At 73.5% G+C, this 23,038-nt stretch carries 15 protein-coding genes; 11 read left to right on the plus strand and 4 right to left on the minus strand.

Translation table 11 applies throughout. The features are described 5' to 3' along the window. Window positions 1–17 precede the first annotated feature (17 nt). Complete coding sequence (locus ACUN9U_RS00805) at window positions 18–2,339, minus strand: SpoIIE family protein phosphatase (protein WP_445483016.1); 2,322 nt, start codon at window positions 2,337–2,339, stop codon at window positions 18–20. Window positions 2,340–2,500: 161 nt separating this feature from the next. Between ACUN9U_RS00805 and ACUN9U_RS00810 the strand changes: the two genes are divergently transcribed. From ACUN9U_RS00810 to ACUN9U_RS00850, 9 genes are all read left to right on the plus strand, one after another. Then, complete coding sequence (locus tag ACUN9U_RS00810; protein WP_445483017.1) at window positions 2,501–3,472, plus strand: LysR substrate-binding domain-containing protein; 972 nt, start codon at window positions 2,501–2,503, stop codon at window positions 3,470–3,472. A gap of 110 nt (window positions 3,473–3,582) precedes the next feature. Then, on the plus strand, window positions 3,583–4,809 hold the full coding sequence (locus tag ACUN9U_RS00815) for a CaiB/BaiF CoA transferase family protein (RefSeq protein ID WP_445483202.1): 1,227 nt from the start codon (window positions 3,583–3,585) through the stop codon (window positions 4,807–4,809). Further along, complete coding sequence (locus tag ACUN9U_RS00820) at window positions 4,809–6,044, plus strand: acyl-CoA dehydrogenase family protein (protein ID WP_445483018.1); 1,236 nt, start codon at window positions 4,809–4,811, stop codon at window positions 6,042–6,044. Before ACUN9U_RS00815 ends, ACUN9U_RS00820 begins: the two co-directional genes overlap by 1 nt. Before the next feature lie 113 nt (window positions 6,045–6,157). Continuing rightward, entirely contained in the window at window positions 6,158–7,210 is a 1,053-nt protein-coding gene (locus ACUN9U_RS00825) for a LacI family DNA-binding transcriptional regulator (protein ID WP_445483019.1), read from the plus strand. A gap of 310 nt (window positions 7,211–7,520) precedes the next feature. Further along, entirely contained in the window at window positions 7,521–8,489 is a 969-nt protein-coding gene (locus ACUN9U_RS00830; protein ID WP_445483020.1) for an ABC transporter substrate-binding protein, read from the plus strand. A gap of 172 nt (window positions 8,490–8,661) precedes the next feature. Continuing rightward, on the plus strand, window positions 8,662–10,200 hold the full coding sequence (locus tag ACUN9U_RS00835; RefSeq protein ID WP_445483203.1) for a sugar ABC transporter ATP-binding protein: 1,539 nt from the start codon (window positions 8,662–8,664) through the stop codon (window positions 10,198–10,200). Continuing rightward, window positions 10,197–11,339 carry an ABC transporter permease gene (locus ACUN9U_RS00840; protein WP_445483021.1) on the plus strand — a complete coding sequence of 381 codons (1,143 nt, stop codon included), beginning with the start codon at window positions 10,197–10,199 and terminating at the stop codon, window positions 11,337–11,339. The genes ACUN9U_RS00835 and ACUN9U_RS00840 overlap by 4 nt, the downstream gene beginning before the upstream one ends. Then, window positions 11,336–12,391, plus strand: coding sequence for an ABC transporter permease subunit (locus ACUN9U_RS00845; protein WP_445483022.1), 1,056 nt, complete (start codon window positions 11,336–11,338; stop codon window positions 12,389–12,391). Before ACUN9U_RS00840 ends, ACUN9U_RS00845 begins: the two co-directional genes overlap by 4 nt. A gap of 134 nt (window positions 12,392–12,525) precedes the next feature. Then, complete coding sequence (locus tag ACUN9U_RS00850; RefSeq protein ID WP_445483023.1) at window positions 12,526–14,019, plus strand: diguanylate cyclase domain-containing protein; 1,494 nt, start codon at window positions 12,526–12,528, stop codon at window positions 14,017–14,019. Window positions 14,020–14,406: 387 nt separating this feature from the next. Here ACUN9U_RS00850 and ACUN9U_RS00855 read toward each other — a convergent pair whose 3' ends face one another. Then, on the minus strand, window positions 14,407–15,882 hold the full coding sequence (locus ACUN9U_RS00855; protein WP_445483024.1) for a DUF222 domain-containing protein: 1,476 nt from the start codon (window positions 15,880–15,882) through the stop codon (window positions 14,407–14,409). A 215-nt stretch (window positions 15,883–16,097) separates the two neighbouring features. Continuing rightward, the gene (locus ACUN9U_RS00860; protein WP_445483025.1) at window positions 16,098–17,684 is read right to left on the minus strand and encodes a methyl-accepting chemotaxis protein; all 1,587 of its coding nucleotides are present in this window, start codon (window positions 17,682–17,684) and stop codon (window positions 16,098–16,100) included. A gap of 200 nt (window positions 17,685–17,884) precedes the next feature. On the opposite strand from ACUN9U_RS00860, the gene ACUN9U_RS00865 reads away from it, so the two are divergent. Continuing rightward, window positions 17,885–19,414 (plus strand): alanine/glycine:cation symporter family protein, encoded by a 1,530-nt coding sequence (locus ACUN9U_RS00865; protein ID WP_445483026.1) that lies wholly within the window; start codon window positions 17,885–17,887, stop codon window positions 19,412–19,414. Window positions 19,415–19,506: 92 nt separating this feature from the next. On the opposite strand, the gene ACUN9U_RS00870 is transcribed toward ACUN9U_RS00865, so the two are convergent. Beyond that, entirely contained in the window at window positions 19,507–19,647 is a 141-nt protein-coding gene (locus ACUN9U_RS00870; protein ID WP_445483027.1) for a hypothetical protein, read from the minus strand. 688 nt (window positions 19,648–20,335) lie between these two features. Here ACUN9U_RS00870 and ACUN9U_RS00875 point away from each other — a divergent pair. Further along, a complete protein-coding gene (locus tag ACUN9U_RS00875) occupies window positions 20,336–22,957 on the plus strand; it encodes a cell wall-binding repeat-containing protein (protein ID WP_445483028.1) in 2,622 nt (873 codons plus the stop codon). Window positions 22,958–23,038: the final 81 nt, after the last annotated feature.

Genomic DNA, 23,038 nt, shown 5'->3' on the forward strand with positions numbered 1-23,038 from the left:
TCAGCGGTAGACCGGGCTCAGTCGTCCAGCGGCACGCGCTCCGGCCCCGCCTCGGCGGGCCGGGGCCGGTCCGTGGGGTGCGCCCGCAGCGCGACCACGGCGACGTCGTCCTCCACCCGCTCGCCGACCCGGCGCAGGAGCTCGTCGCAGAGGTCCTCCGCGCCCAGGTCGGCCAGCTCCTCCACCGTGCGGGCCAGCCACTCCAGCCCGGTGGTCAGGGTGGCGCCGCGGCGCTCGACCAGGCCGTCGCTGAAGACCAGCAGCGTCGCTCCGGCCTCCAGCGGCACCTCGTGGGACCGGCGCGCGGCCTCGGGGGCCAGCCCGATGAGCAGCTCGGGGTCGCGCTCGAGGTAGCGGGCCCGCCCGTCTGGCCCCAGCAGCAGCGGGGGCGGGTGGCCCGCGTTGGACCAGCGCAGCAGCCGCTCGCCGCGCTCGGCCATCGGCGGGGTCTGCACGACCTTGGCGAGCAGCACGGTGGCCATCGCGCCGACCTCGAGGTCGTGCACCGCGGCGTCCAGGCTGCTGAGCACCTCCGCGGGCTCCGCGCCGCTGACGTGGGCGATGCCGCGCAGCAGGTTGCGCATCTGGCCCATCGCCGCGGCGGCCTCGCGGTCGTGCCCGGTGACGTCGCCGACCACGATGCTCGTGGCGCCGTCGCGGGCCATGAACGCGTCGTACCAGTCACCGCCCACCTGCGCCTCGGCGGCGGCCGGCAGGTAGCGCACGGCGATCTGCAGGTGGTCGGGCTGCGGCGGCCGCGTCAGCAGGCTGCGCTGCAGCGTCTCGGAGAAGCGGCGCACGGCGGCGCTGGCGGCGCGCTCGGCCTCCTGGGCGTGGATGCGCGACAGCGCCGTGGCGGTGAGCGCGGTGAACGCCGCCAGCAGCGCCCGCTCGTCCGCGGTCCAGGCGTGCTCGTCCTCCAGCGCGACCGCCAGCGAGCCGACCACCGCGCCGCCGTCGGTCAGCGGCACCGCCGCGGAGGCGTGGGTGCCGCTGGCCTCGTGCAGGGCGCGCACGGCGTCCTCGCGGCCGGGGAAGAGGGCCTCGGCGGCCGCCCTGTCCGCCAGGAAGTGCGCGCGCCCGGTGGTGGCGGTGTCGACCATGGGCAGCGGGACGTCGGCGCCGAGCTCGGCGACCTCGGTGCGCGCGGTGCCCTCGGAGAAGCTCGTGGCCAGGGCGCGCAGCCGCGCGCCCGTGGCGCTGTCGGCGGGCACGGGTGCCACCAGGCAGAGCACGGCGCCGCGGGCGCCGAGCAGGCTGACGCCACCGCCGGAGACCACGGCCAGGACCTCCTCCTCGGTCTGCGCCAGCTCCAGCGACTGCGCCAGCGCCACCAGCGCGGTCTGCTGCGCGGCCGAGCGCCGTGCCGCGTGCAGCGCCGTCAGCTCAGCGGAGCGCGCCCAGATCCGCCGCAGCGCCTGGGAGGTCAGCGCCCCGAAGGTGGTGAGCAGCTGGCGGTCCGCCTCGCGCCACCGCTGGGGGTGGGGGAAGCCGATCGAGAGGGACCCGAAGACCCCGGCGTCGGAGACGAGGGGGACGCAGCCGACGGCGTCGGTGCCGGAGGCCTCCCACACGCCCAGCCCGGCGGCGAAGGCCTGCGGCGCCTCGGCGCGCTCGGTGACGAACCACGTGGTGCCCGTGGTGGCGGTGTGCACCGCGGGCAGCGGGGTGTCGGCGGGCAGGTGGGCGACGGCCGCGCTGAACCCCTCGTCGTAGGCGGCCGTCAGCGTCCGCAGCGCCTGGGCGCCGGGCTGGCCGGTCTGCAGCACCAGCGCCGCGGAGGAGGCGCCGAAGACGGCGGTGGCGGCGTCGTTGACCACCCCCAGCACGTCCTGCTCGTCCTCGGCGTCGCCCAGGGCCCGGGCGACGTCGACCAGGCGGGCCATCCGCGCCGAGTCCTGCGCGGCCTGGTGCTGCGCCTGACGGAGCTCGGTGGCGTCGGAGTTGGTGCCGACCATGCGCACCACGCGGCCCTCGGCGTCGATCAGCGCCTGCCCGCGGGCGTAGAGCACCCGCTCGGTGCCGTCGGGGTGGACGACGCGGAACTCCGTCTCCAGCGTGCCCTTGCGCTCGATCGCCCGCTGCAGCGCCTCGGCGACGGCCTGCTGGTCGTCGGGGTGGATCGTGCGGTTGATGTCGCGGACGAAGCCGCTCAGCGGCATCCGGTCCTGGCCGTACATGGCGCGGCTGCGCGCGTCCCACGTGAGGCGGTCGGTGAGCAGGTCCCACTCCCACAGGCCCAGCTGCGCGGCGTCGCTGGCCACGACGAGCAGGGTGGTGGCGAGGTCCTGGACGGGCGGGGCGTCCGGCGGCGTCGCCGGGACCGGGGGACCGTCCACCCCGGAAGTATGGGCGATCAACGGCCCGCCGTCGCTCGGACGGAGCAGCCCGCACGGGTGTCCTGGGCGCCGCCCTCGACGCCGCCGGTGCCTCCGGGCACGCTCGGGGCCCCGGGCGCTGTCGCGCCCGGTGCTGCTCGCTGGTGCGGGGAGGGTGCTCGGTGGTGCTCGGCGGAGGTGGCGCGGTGGACCTGCGGTGGCTGCGGGCCTTCGTGGTGGTGGCGCAGGAGCTGCACTTCAGGCGCGCCGGAGCGCTGCTGGGGACGACGACGTCGGGGGTCAGCGCCCAGGTGCGGGCGCTGGAGGAGCACCTGGGCGCCCGGCTGCTCGAGCGGGGGCGGCGCAGCACCCCGCGGCTCACCGCGGCGGGGGAGGTCTTCCTGCCCGAGGCGCGGGCGGTGCTGGAGGGCGTCGAGCGCGCGGTGGCGGTCGGCCGCGCCGCCGGCCGGGGTCTGCTGGGACGGGTGCGGGTGGGGTACGTGGCCTCGGCGGCGTTCTCCGGGGTGCTCGCCGAGACGGTCGCCGCCCCCGCGGCCGGCTCGCGGGTGGAGGTCGAGGTCACCGAGATGTCGACGCCGGACCAGCTCGAGGCGCTGCTGGCGCGGCGCATCGACGTCGGCCTGCTGCGCCACCGGCCCGAGCTGCCGGCGGGCCTGCACGCGCAGGTGGTGCGCACCGAGCCCGTGGTGGTGGCGCTGCCCGAGCGCCACCCGGCCGCCGGCTCGGCGGCGGTGACCGCCGGCGAGCTGGCGGGGGAGCGCTTCGCGGCGCCGCTGTTCGCCGAGGTGCACGGCGCCGCCGAGGAGGTCGCCGCCGTGGTGGCCGCCGGCGGCCTGCCCGCGCCGCAGCTCGTGGCGGTGCGCGACTACGTCGCCGCGCTGGCGCTGGTCGGTGCGGGCACCGCCGTGGCCCTGGTGCCCGAGTGCGTGGGCCGCCTGCCGGTGCCCGGTGTGCGCTGCGCCGCGCTGGCCGGGGTGCAGCTGACCACCTCGCTGCTGCGCGTCCACCGGGCCGACGAGGCGTCCGCGGCGGTGCTCAGCGTGCTCCGCGGGGCGGCCCCCGGGCCCGGCGCGGCGGAGCCCGGCGCTCCCGGGCCCGGCGCTCCCGGGCCCGACGCTGGTGAGCCCGGCTGACACGGGTCGGTCACCGATGGCTGCCCGCGCCTTGTCCACGATCCGCGGTCTTCTGTGCGCCAGCGGTTGACAAGCGCACGACCTTGTCAACCGGAGTCGCACAGGCGACGATCGAGCCCGTGACGACGGCCGCCGCGCCCCTGGACGGGCTGCTCGTCGCCGACTTCTCCCGCGTCCTCGCGGGCCCGCTGGCCACGATGCACCTCGCCGACCTCGGCGCCCGCGTCATCAAGGTCGAGCGCCCCGGCAGCGGCGACGAGACCCGCAGCTGGGGCCCGCCACACAGCGCGACCGGCACCACGTACTTCGAGAGCGTCAACCGCAACAAGGAGTCGCTGCTGCTCGACCTGCGCGACCCCGCCGACGTCGCGCTCGCGGTGGAGCTGGCCCGGCGCGCCGACGTCCTGGTGGAGAACTTCCGCCCCGGCTCCCTGCCCTCCCTCGGGCTGGGCCCGGAGCGGCTCGCGCAGCTCAACCCGCGCCTGGTCACCGTCTCCATCAGCGGCTTCGGCACCGGTGCCGGCGCGCACCTGGCCGGCTACGACTTCGTGGTGCAGGCCGTCGGCGGCCTCATGGACATCACCGGCGAGGCCGACGGGGCCCCGCAGAAGGTGGGCGTCGCCGTCGTCGACGTGCTGTGCGGCAAGGACGCCGCCCTCGGCGCGCTCGCGGCCCTGGTGCGCCGGGGGGTCACCGGCCGCGGCAGCCACGTGGAGGTCAACCTGCTCTCCAGCTTGCAGACCGCGCTGGTCAACCAGGTCCAGGGCCTCCTCGGCGCCGGCGCGGCCCCGCGCCGCGCGGGCGACGCCCACCCCTCGATCGCCCCGTACGAGCTGCTCGCCTGCGCCGACGGCCCGCTGGCGCTGGCGTGCGGCACCGACGCGATGTTCCGCCGCCTGTGCGAAGTGCTCGGGGCGCCCGCGCTCGCCGACGACCCGCGCTTCGCCACCAACACCGACCGCGTCTCGCACCGGCCCGCGCTGCGCCACGCGCTCGAGACCCGCCTGGCCGCCGGTTCGGCGGCGCGCTGGGCGGAGGAGCTGACCGAGGTCGGGGTGCCGGCCGGCTGCGTCGCCACGGTGGAGCAGGGCCTGCAGCTGGCCGCCGCCCTCGGCCTGGACCCGGTGGTCGACGTCGTCGACGACGACGGGCGCGCGGTCGGCCGGGCGGTGCGCAGCCCCCTGCGCTTCGTGCCCGAGGTGCCGCAGCGGCGCAGCGCCCCGCCGCGGCTCGGCCAGCACGACGCCGCCCTGCGCGCCTGGCTGCGTGACCCCACCCCGCGCGCCCGGGTGCGCGACCCCGCCGAGACGTCGCCCGCGCCCGACCAGGAGGACTGATGATCGCCACCACCAGCACTGCCACCGACCGCGCTCCGCTGGGCACCGCTGCCGACGACGCCGCCCTGCCCGACACCGACCTGCTCGCCCTCGACGGGCTGCTCACCGACACCGAGCGCGCGACCCGCGACAGGGTCCGCGCCTTCGTGGACGCCGAGCTGCGCCCGCACGTCGCCGACTGGTACGAGCGCGGCCACTTCCCCCGCGAGGTCATGCCGCGCCTGGGCGAGGAGGGCCTGCTCGGCATGCACCTCACCGCGCCGGGGTGCCCCGGGCGCGGGGCGGTGGAGTACGGCCTGGCGGCCCTGGAGCTGGAGGCCGCCGACTCCGGCCTGCGCACCGCCGTCAGCGTGCAGGGGTCGCTGGCGATGAGCGCCATCGCCAAGCACGGCTCGCCCGAGCAGCAGGAGCAGTGGCTGCCGGGCATGGCTGCGGGCCGCCTGGTCGGCTGCTTCGGGCTGACCGAGCCCAGCGCCGGCTCCGACCCGGGCAGCATGCGCACCACCGCCCGCCGCGACGGCCCCGGTGAGCGCGCTGACTGGGTGCTCACCGGCGCCAAGCGCTGGATCGGGCTGGCGAGCATCGCCGACGTCGCCGTCGTCTGGGCCGCCACGGAGGAGGGCATCCGGGGCTTCCTCGTGCCGACCGGCTCGCCCGGTTTCAGCGCCACCCCGATCGCGCCCAAGCTGTCGATGCGCGCCTCGGTGCAGTGCGACGTCGTCCTCGACGAGGTCCGCCTGCCCGCCGACGCGGTGCTGCCCGGCGCGCTCGGCCTGCGCGGCCCGTTCTCCTGCCTCAACGAGGCGCGCTACGGCATCGTCTGGGGCGTGCTGGGCGCCGCCCGCGACTCCTACCTCGCGGCGCTGCGCGGCTCGCTGGCCCGCGAGCAGTTCGGCAGGCCGCTGGCCGGCTACCAGCTCACCCAGAAGAAGCTGGCCGACATGGTGGTGGGCATCGAGAAGGGCTGGCTGCTGGCGCTGCACCTGGGCCGCCTCAAGGAGGCCGGCCGCCTGCAGCCCCACCAGATCTCCGTGGGCAAGCTGGACAACACCCGGACGGCCATCGAGGTCTGCCGGGAGGCGCGCACGGTGCTGGGCGGCAACGGCGTCACCCTCGAGCACTCCCCGCTGCGGCACGCCTCCAACCTGGAGAGCGTGCGCACCTACGAGGGCACCGACGAGGTGCACACCCTGGTCATCGGCCAGCGCGTCACCGGCATCGCCGCCTTCCGCTGACCGGGGCCCGTGGCCCGTGGCCCGCGGGTCCGGGCCCCAGGCCCGCGGACGGCGGACGCGCCCGCGGCGCAGGGGCTCTGGTCACCGGGGCCCGCTCGGGTCACACTGCGGCGGTGAGCGCTCTCACCACACCGCCGTCGCCGGGCCGCGGCCCGTCGATCACCGACGTGGCCGCACGGGCCGGCGTCTCCATCCAGACGGTGTCGCGGGTGCTCAACTCCGCGCCCAAGGTGGCGGTGGGCACGCGCGCCCGGGTGCTGGAGGCGATCTCCGAGCTCGGGTACCGCCGCAACCCCGCGGCGCGGGCGCTGGCCACCGGCCGCGGCGGTCTCATCGGCGTGCTGACGCCGAGCTCGGCGCTGTACGGCCCGGCCTCGGTCACCGCCGCCCTGGGCCTGGCCGCGGTGGAGGCCGGGGTGCACCTGGCGGTGGAGCACGTCGTGGAGCCGGACGTGGCCACGGTCCAGCACGGCCTGTCGCGCCTGGTGGACCAGTACGCCGCAGGCGTGGTGGTGGTCGCCCCGGTGCGCGAGGCCTACGAAGCGCTGGCCGGTGCGCAGCTCGGCGTGCCGGTGGTGGCCGTGAGCAGCGGCGGCGACGGCGCGGTGGAGGTCTCCGTCGACCACCGCGCCGGGGCGCGCCTGGCCACCCAGCACCTGCTCGACCTCGGCCACCGCACGGTGTGGCACGTGCGCGGGCCGCGCGGCTGGTACGAGGCCGACCAGCGCGAGGAGGGCTGGCGGGAGGTGCTCGAGGCCGCCGGCCGGGAGGTGCCCCCCGTGCTCGAGGGGGCCTGGTCGGCCGACTCCGGCCACCGCGCCGGTGAGCTGCTGGCGCGGGTGCCGGAGGTGACCGCCGTCTTCGCCGCCAACGACTCCCAGGCCCTGGGCGTGGTGCGCGCGCTGGCCGAGCGGGGGCGCAGCGTGCCGGGTGACGTCAGCGTGGTCGGCTTCGACGACGTGCCCGAGAGCGCGCACTTCCTGCCGCCGCTGACCACGGTGCGCCAGGAGTTCTCCGAGCTGGGCCGCACCGCGCTCCAGGTGGTGCTGCGGATGATCGAGCGCGACCGCGAGCCCGACCAGCACGCGGAGGAGGAGCCGGAGCACTCCGTGCAGCTCCAGCCGCAGCTGGTGGTGCGGGACAGCACGGCGCCCCCGCGCACCTGACGCGCCTGGCACGCCCCGCGAGCGTTACCGATCCGTGACCTGCTGGGCGTTGTGACCTTCACATGTGAACGCTCACACTCGAGCCCCAGGGAGCGAGGGTCGCTCCCGTTGAGACGGCACCACCGCGACACCGGTGGGGAGCACCGCCCTCGTCGTCGAGGGCGAGCCGGTCCGCAGGGCGCTGCAACGCCCCGCGGACCGCTCCACCGAGCACTGAGCGCCCGACCACGGCAGCACGGCATGCACGCGTGGCGGGCGATGGACGCACTCGAGGAGGAGTCAAGTGTTCCACGCATCCAGGCGGACGTTCATGTCCGCGATCGCCGCCACCGGTCTGGCCCTGTCCCTCGCCGCCTGCGGCGGCAGCGCCGACGCCGGGGACGGCTCCGGCTCGGGCGCGGGGGGTGGCTCGGGCGACGGCGGGGCCATCCGCGTCGGCTACTCCCAGCTCGGCGCCGAGAGCGGCTGGCGCACCGCCAACACCGAGTCGGTGAAGGCCAACCTCACCGCTGAGAACGGCTTCGACCTCACGTTCGTCGACGCCCAGCAGAAGCAGGAGAACCAGATCAAGGCCCTGCGCGACTTCGTGGCGCAGGACGTCGACGTCATCGCCTTCTCCCCGGTGGTCGAGACCGGCTGGGACGACGTGCTGCAGGAGATCAAGGACGCCGGCATCCCCGTCGTCCTGGTCGACCGCACCGTCGACACCACGGTGGAAGACCCCTACGTCACCCACATCGGCTCCGACTTCAAGGCCGAGGGCACCAAGGCCGGGGAGTGGGTCAAGGAGAACGCGCCCGACGCCAAGATCTTCGAGCTGCAGGGCACCCTCGGCTCCGGCGCCCAGGTCGACCGCGAGGAGGGCTTCAACGCGGTCGTCGGCGACCAGGTCATCGGCAAGGCCAGCGGCAACTTCACCCGCGCCGAGGGCCGCACGGCCACCGAGGCGGCGCTGCAGGCCTACCCCGACATGACCATGATCTTCACCCACAACGACGACATGGGCCTCGGGGCGATCGAGGCGATCGAGGCGGCCGGTAAGACGCCGGGCACCGACATCCAGATCGTCTCCGTCGACGCCGTCCGCGACGGCCTGCAGGCCCTGGTCGACAAGAAGTTCAACTACGTCGTGGAGTGCAACCCCGCCTTCGGCGACCAGCTGGCCGAGCTGATCACGAAGGTCGCCAACGGCGAGGACGTGCCGGAGGAGACCGTCGTCGAGGAGGCGGTCTTCGACCAGACCATCACCCAGGCCGAGGTCGACGCCCGCCCGTACTGACGGGCAGGCACCGACCCCCGTTCCCCCCGGGGCGGCACCGCGGACAGCGCGGTGCCGCCCCGGGATCCCACGGAAGGCCCCCATGGCGCACCCAGCAGGCACCACCCCCGGCAGCACCGGCACCCCGGGCAGCACCGTCAGCAGCACCGCCGCCACCCCGCCCGTCGTGCAGATGCGCGGCATCACCATCGAGTTCCCGGGCGTGCGCGCCCTCGACGGCGTCGACCTGCGCCTGTTCCCCGGTGAGGTGCACGCCCTCATGGGGGAGAACGGCGCCGGGAAGTCGACCCTCATCAAGGCGCTCACCGGCGTCTACGCCGTCGACGCCGGCCAGGTGCTGCTGGACGGGCAGGAGGTGCACCTGCGCGACCCGGGCGCCGCCCAGGCCGCGGGGATCTCCACCGTCTACCAGGAGGTCAACCTCTGCGCGAACCTCTCGGTGGCCGAGAACGTCATGCTCGGCCACGAGGTGCGCCGCGGGCCCTTCGTCGACTGGCGCGCCACGCGCCGCGCCGCGCGCGAGCAGCTGGCGCGCCTCAGCCTCGACCTCGACCCGCGCTCGCCGCTGGAGAGCCACACCATCGCGGTGCAGCAGCTGGTGGCCATCGCCCGGGCGATGGTGGTCGACGCCAAGGTGCTCATCCTCGACGAGCCGACCTCCAGCCTGGACCGCGCCGAGGTGGCCGAGCTGTTCCGGGTGGTGCGCCAGCTGCGCGACGCCGGCGTCGCCGTCCTGTTCGTCTCCCACTTCATGGACCAGGTCTACGAGATCTCCGACCGCATGACCGTGCTCCGCAACGGCCGCCTGGTGGAGGAGCGCCGCACCCGCGACCTGCCCCGCCGCGAGCTGATCTCCCTGATGATCGGGCGCTCGGGCGACGAGCTGGCCGGCGTGGAGGAGACCGCCAAGGCCGCGGTGCCCCTGCACGACGACGCCGCGCGGCCGCTGGTCAGCGCCCGCGGCCTCGGCCGCGCCGGCTCCGTGCAGCCCTACGACCTCGACCTGCACGCCGGGGAGATCGTGGGCCTGGCCGGGCTGCTCGGCTCCGGGCGCACCGAGGCCGCCCGCCTGCTGTGCGGGGCCGACAGGCCCGACGTCGGCACGCTGGAGGTCGACGGCGCCCCCGCGCGCCTGGCCACACCGCTGGCGGCGCTGCAGAAGGGCCTGGCCTACTCCACCGAGGACCGCAAGAAGGAGGGCATCGTCGGCGACCTCACCGTGCGCGAGAACATCGCGCTCGCGCTGCAGGCCCGCCGCGGTGCCTGGCGGCCCATCCCGGCCAAGGAGCTGGACGAGGTGGTCGAGCGGTACACGACGGCGCTCAACATCAACCCCAAGAACCCGAACGCCCTCATCAAGAACCTCTCCGGCGGCAACCAGCAGAAGGTGCTGCTGGCGCGCTGGCTGGCCACCGACCCGCGCCTGCTCATCCTCGACGAGCCGACGCGCGGCATCGACGTGGGCGCCAAGGCGGAGATCCAGCGCCTCGTGGTCGACCTGGCCCGCGGCGGCATGTCGGTGGTGTTCATCTCCTCCGAGCTCGAGGAGGTGCTGCGCCTGTCCCAGCGGGTGGTGGTCATGCGAGACCGCGTGAAGGTGGCCGAGGTGGTCAACGACGAGAGCGTCACCACCGACACGGTGCTGGCCGCGATCGCCGCGGAGACGGCCTCGACGAGCGTCGCGGCTCCGGCGGGGGAGGGCGCCGCGTGAGCGCCGCGACCGGCACGGCGCTCGGCTGGGGCCGGCGCGCCGCCGGCCACGCCCTGTTCTGGCCCACCGCCGCGCTGGTGGTGCTGCTCGTCGCGTGCGCCGTCGCCAGCCCCGGCTTCCTGGACGTCTCCGTGCGCGGCGGCGCGCTGGTCGGCCAGCCGATCGACCTGCTGCGCAACTCCGTGACGCCGCTGCTGCTGGCCCTCGGGATGTGCCTGGTGATCGCCACCGGCGGCATCGACCTGTCGGTGGGTGCGGTGATGGCCATCTCCCTGGCCGTCTCCCTGACCTACCTCGACGGCGCCGCCGACCCCAGCGCGCCGGCCGCGGTGGCCACCGCCGTCACCCTGGGCCTGGTGCTCGGGGTCGCCGTCGGCGCCTTCAACGGGATGCTCGTGACGCTGCTGGGCGTCCAGCCGTTCATCGCCACGATGATCCTCATGGTGGCCGGGCGCGGCATCGCCATGCTCATCACCGAGGGGCAGATCACCACCGTCACCAGCCCGCCGTTCAAGGCCCTCGGCGCCGGGTCGGTGCTGGGGCTGCCGCAGGCGGTGGTCATCGGGGCCCTCGTCTTCGCCCTCGTCGCCGTCGTGGTGCGGCGCACCGCGCTGGGGGTGCTGCTGGAGGCGATCGGCGTCAACCGGGAGTCGGCGCGCCTGTCCGGCGTGCGCGCCCGCAGCACCACCTGGACCGTCTACGTGCTGGCCGGGGTGCTGGCCGCGCTGGCCGGCATCATCTACGGCGCCCCGACCATGGCGGCCGACGCCAACAACATCGGCCTGTTCTTCGAGCTCAACGCCATCGTCGTGGTGGTCCTGGGGGGCACCAAGCTCGACGGCGGCAGGTTCTACCTGTCGGGCCTGGTGGTGGGGGCGCTGCTGCTCACCACCATCGAGCGGGCGGTCATCATCTTCCAGCTGCCCTCGACCACCACCAACCTGTTCAAGGCGGCGGTGCTCATCGCCCTGTGCGTCGCGGCGTCCCCGCGGGCGCGGGGCTGGCTGGCCCGCCGCCGCACGGTCCGCAGCGGCACGGTCCGCAGCGGCCCCGGCCGGCCGCAGGCCGCCGCGGCGCCGCAGCCCACGTCGTCGTCGTCCCTGTCATCCGGCTCGAAGGTCACGGAGGTGGGGGCGTGAGGCTCCGACGCCTGGACGCCCGCTACCTGCCGGTGGCGGGGACGGTCGCCACGCTGGTGGCGCTGCTCGTGGTGGGGCAGGTCCGCTACAGCACGCCCCGGCAGGACTTCATCTCGATGAAGCTGGTCTCCAACCTGCTCATCGACAACTCCTTCCTGCTGGTGCTGGCGGTGGGGATGACCTTCGTCATCCTCGCCGGGGGCATCGACCTGTCGGTGGGCGCCGTCGTCGCGCTCGTGGGCCTGACGGTGGCGCAGCTGTTCATCGCCGGGTGGCCGGCGCCCGTCGTGATCCTCGTGGGGGTGCTCGTGGGCACCGCGTGCGGGACGGTGATCGGGGTGCTCGTGCAGTACTTCGACGTGCAGCCGTTCATCGCCAGCCTCGCGGTGCTGTTCCTGGCGCGCGGGGCGGCCACGGTGATCGGCACGCGCTCGCTGCCCATCGACGACCCGATGTTCTCCGCCCTGGCCTCCTGGGCCATCAGGTTCGGGGAGGGGCGCACCTCCTGGCGCATCAACGCCAGCATCCTCATCGCGCTGGCGGTGCTCGCGGTGGCGTACGTGGTGCTGCACCACACCCGCTTCGGGCGCACGGTGTACGGCCTGGGTGCCGCCGACCGCGGCCACGCGGTCTCCCTCATGGGCCTGCGCGCCGAGCGCACTCGGGTGTGGGTGTACGTCATCTCGGGCACCTGCGCCGGGATCGCCGGGATCCTCTTCGCGCTGTACACGAAGTCCGGCTACAACCTCACCGGCGTCGGCATGGAGCTGGACGCGATCGCCGCGGTGGTCATCGGCGGCACGCTGCTGACCGGTGGGTACGGCTACGTGCTCGGCACCGGCGCCGGGGTGCTCGTCTACGGCCTCATCCAGGTGCTCAACGCCCGGGAGGGCCTGGACTCCTGGTGGACGCGCGTGGCCATCGGTGCGGTGCTCCTCGCGTTCGTGGTGCTGCAGCGCGTCATCGCGGTGCGCCGCCGGCCCACCGCTGCGGCGCCTCCCGCTGGTCCCACTGCTCCTGCCGCGGAGGCGAAGACGCCCGTCGGCGTCTGAGCCCGGCCGGTGGCCGAGCCGGGCGACCTCGCCTGAGCCCGCCGTCGGCGTCAAGGACGCCTCCGGGGCTGCCGATGCGCTGGTGAGGGCCGCCGCGACGCGGGGTGGTCCCGTCATCGCGAGGAGGTCGCAGCGTGCCTGAGCTGCACGAGCCGGAGGACCTGCGCCAGCGCCAGCTGCAGGTGCTCACCGACTGCGACCTGCTGGAGGGCGGCGGGGACGCCGAGCTCGCGGCGGCCGCACGGGTGGCTGCGGCGGTGACCGGGTACCAACTGGCGGTGGTCAACGTGCTGCTGCCCGACCAGCAGTGCTCCCTGGCCCTGGTGGGCGGTGCGCTCCCGCCGGTCTCGCGCGAGGACTCGCTGTGCCACCGCGCGACCCTGGTGGGTGGCCCGGTCGTCTCCGGTGACTGCGCCACCGACCCCCGCTTCGCCGACCTGCCCTGGGTGGACGGCCGCCTGGGCCGGGTGCGCCGCTACGCCATGGCGCCGCTGCAGGTCGACGGGATCACCGTCGGCACCCTGTGCGCGCTGGACGAGCAGGCCGGGCCGGCGCTCGAGGGCGACCCGCTGGAGCGCCTGGTGGACCTGGCCGACATGACGTCCTCCCTGCTGGAGCGGCGGCGCCAGGGGCGCCTGGCCCACGAGGCCGCCGAGGAGCTGGCCCGAGCCCGCGCCTTCGACAGGGCGCTGCTGGAGGCGCTGCCGCTGGGCGTGGTGGCCGCTGACGCCGACCGCCGCGTGACCGTCTTCAACACCACCTCCCGGCGCTGGCACGGCCTGGACGCCGACGCCGCGGTGGAGCCGGAGCAGCTCTCCCAGGCCTACTCCCTCTTCGAGCTCGACGGGACCACGCCGCTCGCGCCGCACCGCGTGCCGCTGCTGCGCGCCTTCACCGAGGACGAGGTGGTGGGCGCCGAGTTCGTCATCCGCCCCGCCGGTGCTCTGCCGCGGACCATCAGCGCGTCGGCGCGACAGGTGCGCGACGCCGGTGGTCGGCTGCTCGGAGCCGTCGCTGCGATGGCCGACGTCACCGCGCAGCGCGCCCTGGAGGCGCAGCTGCGCACCGCGGCCACCCACGACGTGCTCACCGGGCTGCCCAACCGCGCCCTGCTGGTGGAGCACCTCACGGTGGCGCTGTCGGAGGCTCACGACGACGCCGGGCACGTGCCGTGGCGGGTCGCCGTCCTCTACTGCGACCTCGACGGCTTCAAGGCCGTCAACGACCTCCACGGGCACGCCGCGGGCGACGCCGTGCTGCTCGAGGTGGCACGTCGGCTCTCGGCCGCGGTGCGCCCGCAGGACGTCGTGGCGCGCCTGGGCGGCGACGAGTTCGTGCTCGTGTGCCCCGGAGTGGCCGACGCCGCGCAGGCGGAGGCGCTGGCGCGCCGCATCGCGGCGGTGGTGGCCGAGCCGGTGGTGGTCGACGGGGTCGAGCACCGGGTCGGCGTCAGCGTCGGCACCGAGCTGAGTCGGCCCGGTGAGGGCAGTGAGGGCGCCGAGCGGCTGCTCAGTGCTGCTGACGCGGCGATGTTCGCCCGTAAGCGAGCCCGCCGGGACCGGCGTGCGGCGGGACTTCCCGACCCGGCCCCTGTGCCGTCGGCAGTCGCTGTGCCCGCACCGCGCTGAGAAGGCGGCACGTCGGCGCCGACGAGGCGGGTGGCACGTCGGCGTAGGCGACGCGTCGGCACGGCCGGCGTGCAGTCGGCACGTCGGCGCGGTCTTCACCGAGGGCGCCGTCGGTGTGCCCAGTGAGCCTCCACCGCCACTGGGCTCGAGCGGTGGAGGCGTGGTCGATCGTGTGCGACCGGTCGGGCGCATGTCTAGTCTTCGCAACAAATGTCACCCGGACGAGATACGCCATGTGACGCGCCTCACCGCGGTGCGCTCCCGCCGTTTGCGCTGACAAACCGCCGCGCTCATGGCCGCGGCGCTCCCGCACCGCCGCAGCGTTGCGCCGCTGCGCCCTCGAGCCCCCTGGGCTCGGTGGCCGCCGCCTGGCAGGTGGGCGGTTCGTCAGGCCGCCGTGGCGTCGGGTGGTCGGTCGAGCGCTGCCGCGACGGCGCGCGTGGCAGCGATGCGCCGGTGCAGGGAGTTGCGCACGGGCGTCTGAGTCCTGTCGACCCACGGTGGCGGCACAAACCACGGCACCGCGTTGCGCACGGTGATCGTCCAGTGGCCCAGGTGCACCTCGGTGTGGTGCCGTGAGCACAGCAGGACGAGGTTGGGCAGGTCCGTGGTGCCGCCCTGGCTCCAGAAGACGATGTGGTGCGCTTCGCACCAGGTGGCTGGAGCGCTGCAGCGGGGGAAGGCGCACCCTCCGTCCCGCGCGGCGAGCGCCCGGCGCTGCGCCCGGTTGGCCAGGCGCCCGATCGACTCCATCCGCACCACGGCGCCCTGCCGGTCGAGGACGACCCTGTCGACCACGGCGTCACACGCGTGGCGCTCGAGCGCGGTGGTCGAGAGCGGCTCGGCGTCGTGGGTGCACACCGCACCGCCCGCGCCCGGCTCACCGGCCAGCTGGTCCTCCGTGGCCACGACCACCAGGCGCCCCACCTCGACCTCACCGTCGGGCGCGGCGCTCTGGCCGCGGCGGACGACCTCGATGAAGGCGTCGGCGTTGCGCTGCGTGGTGGAGCGCTGGTCGACGTCGTCGCCACCGCGCGTCTCAGGGCTGTCATCCGTGCGGGCACGGGTGCCGTCGGCCGCGCTGTCGGCCGCGTCGCCGCCCGCTTCGTCGCTCGCGCCGTCGTCCCCGCTGGAGCCGCTGCGCGTGGGGGAGGCGTAGGCGGACAGGGCAGCGGTGATCGGCTTCGCTTCCTCCTCCGGCAGGGCGAAGCGGAACCGCGTCATGCCGGTGTGGTCGGTGTGCCAGCTGCCCTGGCGCCGGTCCCAGGACGCCGCCGGCGGTTCGGACCAGTCGACGGGGTCACCGGGGCCCTTGGCGAAGGCGCGGCGCAGGTGCTTGGCGAGGGTCTCGGCGTCACGGGGTGAGAAGTCGCGCGCATGGTCGAGGAGGTGCTCGTCGACCTCCTGGCGCCGCTCGTCGAGCACCCGCTGCGGCAGGCGGGGGAGCAGCCGCGTGGCGACGTCGACGTGCTGCCGCGTCACCTCGCCCGCGGCGAGGGCAGCGCCCATCCCGCGCAGCGGGCCGCTGTGCGGGTCGGTGGCGCGTGCCGCTTTCACCTCCGCGGTGGCCGCTCCGCGCCCGAAGCGCACCGCTCCCTCGAGCCAGGCCTTGGTCTGGGTGCCCGGCGCCTTGCGACGGTGGGGGCGCTCGTGCTCGACGAGCATGCGGGTCAGGTGCAGCTTGGCGGCGGCGACCCCGGCCTCCGCGGCGTGCAGCTCCAGGTAGGCGTCCTGCAGCTCGGCCAGCGACAGCGACGCCCCGGTGCTCGCCAGCAGGGCGTCGGCGGCCTCGGCGATCTGCGCCGGGGCGCACAGGACGGGGTGCGTGGGAGCGCACCCGCCCGGTACCGACGCATCGATCACGTGTTCGAAGATAGAGCTGCAGGCAAGGTCCGTACCCGACCGTTCCAGCGCCTGTGGACAACCTCAGTGGAATGGCTGCAGGAGGCGGACCTGTGGGCGACCGACGGCCCACCGGTCGGCGCTGGTGCGCCGCCCGGTGGGCCTGAGCTGGTGGGCTCTGGATCGGTGAGCTCTGAGTCGGTGGGCCCGTGCGGTGTTCTGCGGAGGCTGGGGCCTCAGACGGTGAAGCGGCCGGTGAGTTCCTGCAGCTTGCCGGCGGAGGTGGCCAGGGAGCCGGCGGTGGTGGCGGTGTGGGTGGCGCCCTCGCGGTTGGACTCGGTGCCGCGGGCGATGTCGGAGACGTTGGAGGAGATCTGGGCGGAGCCGGTGGAGATCTCGGTGACGTTGCGGACCATCTCCGAGGTGGTCGCGGACTGCTCTTCGACGGCGGCGGCGATGGTGGCCTGGATCTCATCGATCTTGGCAATGACGTCACTGATCTGGGTGACCGCGGAGGCGGCCGAGGCGGTGTCGGCCTGGGTGGCGTTGACCTTGGTGATGATGTCCTCGGTGGCCTGGGCGGTCTGGCGGGCCAGCTCCTTGACCTCCCCGGCGACGACGGCGAAGCCCTTGCCGAGCTCGCCGGCGCGGGCGGCTTCGATGGTGGCGTTCAGGGCGAGCAGGTTGGTCTGCTCGGCGATGGAGGTGATGAGCTTGACGACGTCGCCGATCTCGCGGGAGGAGGTGCCCAGGCGCTCGATGGCGGTGCCGGCGGTGCCGGCGGAGGTGACGGCGTTGGTGGCCATGGCGGAGGCGTCGGCGGTGGCGGTGGCGATCTGGGCGATGGCGGCGGTCATCTCTTCGCCGGCGGCGGCGACGGTGGCGATGGAGGCGGAGACCTGCTCGGAGGCGGCGGAGACGACCTGGGTCTGGGTTGCTGCTTCCTCGGCGCCGGCGGAGATCTGAGCGGCCACGGACGACAGCGCTGAGGAGGCGGTGGCCAGGGAGCGGGACTCCGCGGCGATGTCACGCATCGCCGAGCTCAGGGAGGCCACGGTGGCGTCCACCGCCACAGCCAGCTGACCGACCTCGTCCTTCGTGGTGAGGTTGACGCGGCGGTCCAGGCGGCCGGCAGCGACGTCGGTCATGACGGTGATGACCTTGGACAGCGGCCCGGTCACCGAGCGCGCCACCACGAAGCCGATGACCACGGAGACACCGATCGCCAGGGCCGTCAGCGCGACGAGCAGGACGACGGAGGAGCGGTGGGTCGCCCCGCCCTCGGCGACCATCTGGTCGGCGGCGTCCTTCTCCGCCTGGACGATGTCCTCCAGAGCGGCCGAGGCGGCCTTGGCCGGAGGGGTGGCGATCTCGGCGCGCAGGCTCACGAAGCCGGCGACGTCACCGGCCTCCGCCAGCGGCACGAGGCGGTCGGTGGTGCTGCGCCACTCGGCGAGGGCGTCCGTGTATGCCGCCTGCTGCGCTGCGGTGGCCGACGGGTTGGTCTCCAGGTAGGCCTGCCACTGGCTGTCGAGCTCCTGCTGGCCCTCCTCCAGGACCCTGACGGCCTCCTGGGTCGCGGCCTCGTCGGGCATCAGGGCGATGTTGCCGAGGTCGAAGCGGGCGGCCATGAAGGCGGTGGCGGTCTTGTCGGCGGCGTCCACCGACGCCAGGCCGTTGCTCGCCAGCTGCTGCAGGTCGGCCTGGGCCTGTCCGAGGCGGACGACGCCGACGGCGCTGACGACGATGAGCAGAGCGCACACCACGCTGAAGCCGAGGGCGAGCTTGCGGGCGATCTTGAGGTTGGCCAGACGCGCGACCACGGGGTCTCCAGGCGGTTCAGAGGGGGAGGGTCACGTGATGCATCGGCCGGGCGTGTCTCCCGCTTGAGTCCCTCGCCCCCCCGGACGGGAGGTCAGGACCAAGGTCCTCTCCGCGAGGACGGAGGAGCCGCGCCGATGGAGACTGGGCGGATCGCCGCTGAGGGGTTGCCGCACCGCGCCACCTCCGCTGTCATCTGACGATGACGAGCGCCGAGGGCCCAGGAGCCGGAGCCGCCGCGGCGGTCGAAGACGCGGTCAATGCCGTCGTCGCCCCGATCAGCACGGCGCTCTCCACGGTGGTGTTCGTGGAGCTGCCGCTGCCGGGCGGCACGGGCGTGCCCGTCGTCGTCCTGTGGCTGGTGGTCGCGGCCATCGCGATGACCGTGTACTTCGGCTTCATCCAGGCCCGCGGCGTCAAGGCGGCGCTGCAGCTGGTGCGCGGGCGCTACTCCCACCCCGACGACCCGGGGGAGGTGCCGCACTTCCACGCGCTGACCTCGGCGCTGTCGGGCACGGTCGGGCTGGGCAACATCGCCGGCGTCGGCGTGGCCGTCACCCTCGGCGGTCCCGGCGCCACCCTGTGGATGATCATGGCGGGGCTGCTCGGCATGGCCACGAAGTTCGTCGAGTGCACCCTGGGCGTGAAGTACCGCGAGGAGCACGCCGACGGCACCGTCACCGGCGGGCCGTTCCGCTACCTGCCGGTGGCCTTCGCGCGCTTCGGGCGGCCGGTGTCGGTGGCGCTGACCGGCGTCTACGCGGTGGCGATCCTGCTGTTCGGCGTGGCCGGCGGCAACATGTTCCAGACCAACCAGACGGTGGCGCAGCTGCGCAACGTCACCGGCGGCGCCGACGGCCCGCTGGGCACCCCGCTGGCGGGGCTGATGCTCGGCGTGGGCATCGCGGTGCTCGTGGCGCTGGTGATCCTGGGCGGCATGCGCTCCATCGGGCGGGTCACCAGCCGCCTGGTGCCGGCGATGGCCGTCATCTACGTGCTCGGCTGCCTGGCCGTGATCGGCGTCAACCTCGGCTCGCTGCCGGACGCCGTCGGTTCGATCATCTCCGGCGCGTTCAGCCCCGAGGGCGTGGCCGGCGGCGCGCTGGGCGCGCTCATCATCGGCGTGCAGCGCGCGGCGTTCTCCAACGAGGCGGGCCTGGGCTCGGCGGCCATCGCGCACTCCACCGTCAAGACGCGCCGCCCGGTCACCGAGGGCTTGGTGGCCTCCCTGGAGCCCTTCGTCGACACGGTGCTCATCTGCACCATGACGGCGCTGACCATCATCATCGCGGCGCCGGACTCCTGGCTGGCCGCGCGCGAGGAGGTCGCCGCCACGGGGGAGACCGGCGCCGACGGCGTGGTGCTCACCTCCGACGCCTTCGCCGAGGTGGTCGGTTGGTTCCCGGTGCTGCTGGCGGTGGCGGTCGCGCTGTTCGCCTTCTCCACCCTGGTGACCTGGAGCTACTACGGCCTCAAGGCGTGGACCACCCTGTTCGGGCGCTCCCGCACCTCCGAGCTCATCTACAAGGTGGTCTTCCTCTTCTTTACCGTGCTCGGCTCGATCCTCACGCTCTCGTCGGTGCTCGACTTCGCCGACGCGGCCCTGTTCCTGTGCGCCTTCGTCAACGTGCTGGCCCTGTACCTGCTGGCCCCGGTGGTGAAGAAGGAGCTGACCGACTGGATGGCCGACCGCCGCGAGGGCCGGCTCGAGGTCAGCGGCTCGCGCCGCTGAGGCCACCGCAGGACCTCAGGACGACGACGGCGGCCGCGCCGACGGCGGCTGCGGCCTACGGCGTGCGCTGAGGCGGCTGGGGAGCGGGCGCCTCAGTGGTGGGGCTGAGAGCAGGCCGGGGGCCACACCAGCAGGCGGACGCGGCGCAGGAGGCCGGCGAGGCGGGGCGCGGGCACGTGCTCGTCGGTCTCGAAGCCCTCGAAGACGGTGCGGACGCTCAGCTCAGGCCTCATGCACGAGTCATCGGCACGTGTCGCCGTCTCCTGCAGCGGCTCACGGCGTGTCGGCCGTGCCCGTGGGTCGGCGGCCTGTGCCGGCTCGAGTCGCGTGACGGTCGGTCACCCACCGTCACCTGACGGGCTGGGGAGTCGTTGCCTGAGGCGCGAGTCAGGCAGTTCCGGGCAAAGCCACAGCTTCCGCGTGCCGTTGTGTCCGTCTTTGTCCCGATAACGGCCGATATCCGCCCTCCCGTGACTCGCGTGACGAGCGAGGCGCAACAAGTTCTGCGAGTCGATTGGGGCGTGTCGCGCGCCGTGGCGTGTCGCGCTAGGGCACTGTTCTCGTACGCCGATCGGGGGAGCTTCCTCCGGCTCCCGGGAGGCGCGCTCCACCTCAGCGGCGCCGCCGCGACACGCGCGGACCACAACGGTGTGGTTCCGCGTCACCGCAGGTCAGCGGCCTCTCGAGCCGCACTGCGACGCGCCGACACGCGCCATGTTTGGAAATCCCACAGTCGGGGCAGGCGGGCGGCTAACTTCTTCCATGTCGTCACCGAGAGGTGAGGAAGAAACACAGTCCGTAATGTCCGGATCCGCCGGACGGCGGATCTGGAAGACCCGGAACCCCGGGTCCTCCTGACCCGGGGACCAGCGTCCCCTTCCGTTCATTTCCATGGAGGACATTCACATGTCTGCTCGCAACATGGCGAAGCGCACCGCCGCGGGGACGCTCGCTCTCGCGGTCTGCCTCGGTGGTGGCGCTATCGCCCTCGCCGGTGCCGCTTCTGCTGACGCCAACTTCAAGTTCGACACCCGGGTCGCCGGCGCTGACCGCGTCGCGACCGCCATCGAGGCCAGCAAGCTCGCCTTCCCCGACGCCGGCAAGACCGAGAACGTCGTCCTGGTCAACGGCTTCGCCACCGTCGACGGCCTCACCGCCTCCTACCTGGCCGGCGTGGCCAACGCCCCGATCCTCTACATCGACGAGAAGGGCGCCGACAAGGCGACGCAGGACGAGATCAAGCGCCTGGGCGCCAAGCACGTCTGGCTCGTCGGCGGCACCGCCAAGATCCCGACCTCGGTCGAGGAGGCCATCAAGGCCGACGGCAAGACCGTCCACCGCGTGTCCGGCAAGGACCGCTACGAGACCGCCGCCGCGATCGCCGAGGCCGGCGCCAAGCTGGCCGGCAAGAAGCCCGCCAAGGTGCTCGTCGCCTCCGGCGAGTCCTTCGCCGACGCCCTGGCCGTCTCCCCGGTGGCCTACGGCAAGGGCTACCCGATCATCCTGGTGAAGAAGGACGAGGCGCCCGAGGCCTCCAAGAAGGAGCTCGGTGACCTCGGCGCCAACACCAAGATCCTCGTCGGCGGCAAGGCCGTCGTCTCCGAGGGTGTGGAGAAGGAGCTGACCATCACCACCCGCGTCTCCGGTGCTGACCGCGCCGTGACCGCGAACCTGGTGGCCGAGTGGGCCAAGACTTCCGAGGGCTTCAAGAAGGACCACGCGATCCTGGTGGGCGGCGGCCGCGACAACGGCGCTGACTCCCTGGTCGCCTCCGCCTTCGGCGGCAAGGCCGGCTTCAACCTGCACTTCGCGGGCTGGGACGCGACCGAGACCTACCTGAGGAACCACTCCTCCGAGCTGACCGGTCGTGGCTTCGTCTTCGGTGGCAAGGCTGCCGTGCCGGATGCCCAGGTTGAGGCCGCTCAGAAGGCCGCTCAGACCGTGGTGTCGAACCAGTCCATCAAGGTTGCGCCTGAGGGTGGCGAGACCAAGGACGTCAGCACCAGCGCAGCTGGGGAGACCAACAAGGGTTCGCGCACCTTCACGGTCACCGGTCTGTCGGCTGACACGAAGTACACCATCGCTCTCCTGCCCGCTGACAACGTCACAATCGGCAAGGACGGCGTGGCGGTCTTCAAGGACGCCAACAAGGACAACCGCGCCGACGACCTGGGCACAGGAAACGCCATCATCGAGGTCGTCAACGGTGCCACGACCGGAAACGTCCAGCTCGTCGAGGACGTCGAGGCCCAGGGTGGCACCATCAAGTTCAGCCTGGACAGCACTGCTTTCGATGATGTTGTCCCGGTGGTCTTCGTCGACTCCACGGACAACAACGCGCTGGACCTGGTGAAGCCTGCCAAGGCCAACAACAACGACAAGAGGGCTGCTGAGGCCCACGGCGTTGGTGGGCCGACCCGCTGGATTCCGACCGAGGCCGTGGATGGTTCCTTCGACGTCACCGTGCTTTACGTCGACAAGGAGAAGAACTACTTCGTCGGCGTGGACGCCTCCGGCACGACTGACAACGATGGAACCACGAAGCGCTACGACTACGCCGATGGTGACACCTTCACGTACGTCGATGGGGCGTCGAAGCCGCTGAGCGGGGCGCAGTTCGAGGCGGCGCTCAGCAAGGGCGACGTCATCGAAGGCACCGACTACAGCCGCGACTACAAGTCCGACTTCGAGGTCACCAGCGACGAGCTGGAGGCGCCCAGCGCTCCTTCGGCCAAGGTGGGCAACTACGACGCCAGCACGTCGACCTCTGAGGCTGACGACGCCAAGCTGTCCTGGACGGCACCGAACCCGGCCGACGGCCTCATCGGTGACTACGAGGTCAGCATCTTCGAGGCGGACGAGGACGACACCGAGACCACGCCGGCCAACACGGCGGTTACGGGCTTCTCCGCAGTCTCCGCTGGCGCCACGGACACCGAGTACGTGGCTGAGAACCTCGACAACGGCGACTACGTCTACTACGTCCGGGCGGTTTCCCGCACCGGCGCGGAGAGCGAGTGGTCCAAGCTGGGCGCCTTCACGGTCCAGGTCGGTGACAAGGACACCACCGCTCCGACCATCACCGACGCGACGTTCAAGAATGTGAACGACGCAGACGAGGACGGCACGACCGAGCCTCTGGATGGCGCCACGACGCTGGACTTTGGGGACGAGATCCGCCTCGAGTTCAGCGAGGACATGAAGGACGCCCTCGCCACCGACGGTCGCCTGCGGGTGGTCGACGCTGACGGCCAGACGTTCGAGATCCAGATCGGCGTGAACGCCACTGCTGTTCTGGACGACGAGGAGGACACCTCCGTGTCTCCCGCAATCGACAAGAACGAGACCGTTGACGACGTCCTCGTCATCACGCTGACGGACGCACCGAAGCAGGTTGCTGGTACGACGAGCACGACCACTGCCACTGCCGGCGCACAGCTGACCGCCAAGATCACCGTCCTCTCGGACGGCTTCGCGGACCAGGCTGGCAACAAGGTGGACCTCGCCAAGAGCCTCGACGTCGACATCGACTCGGAGTTCTGAGTTCCAGCAAGTCGCGTTCGTGGATTGAGCAACTAGTTGAGCGGGCCGGGACCTTCGGGTCCCGGTCCGTTCTGCTGTGCT

The organism is Quadrisphaera sp. KR29, assembly GCF_052644995.1.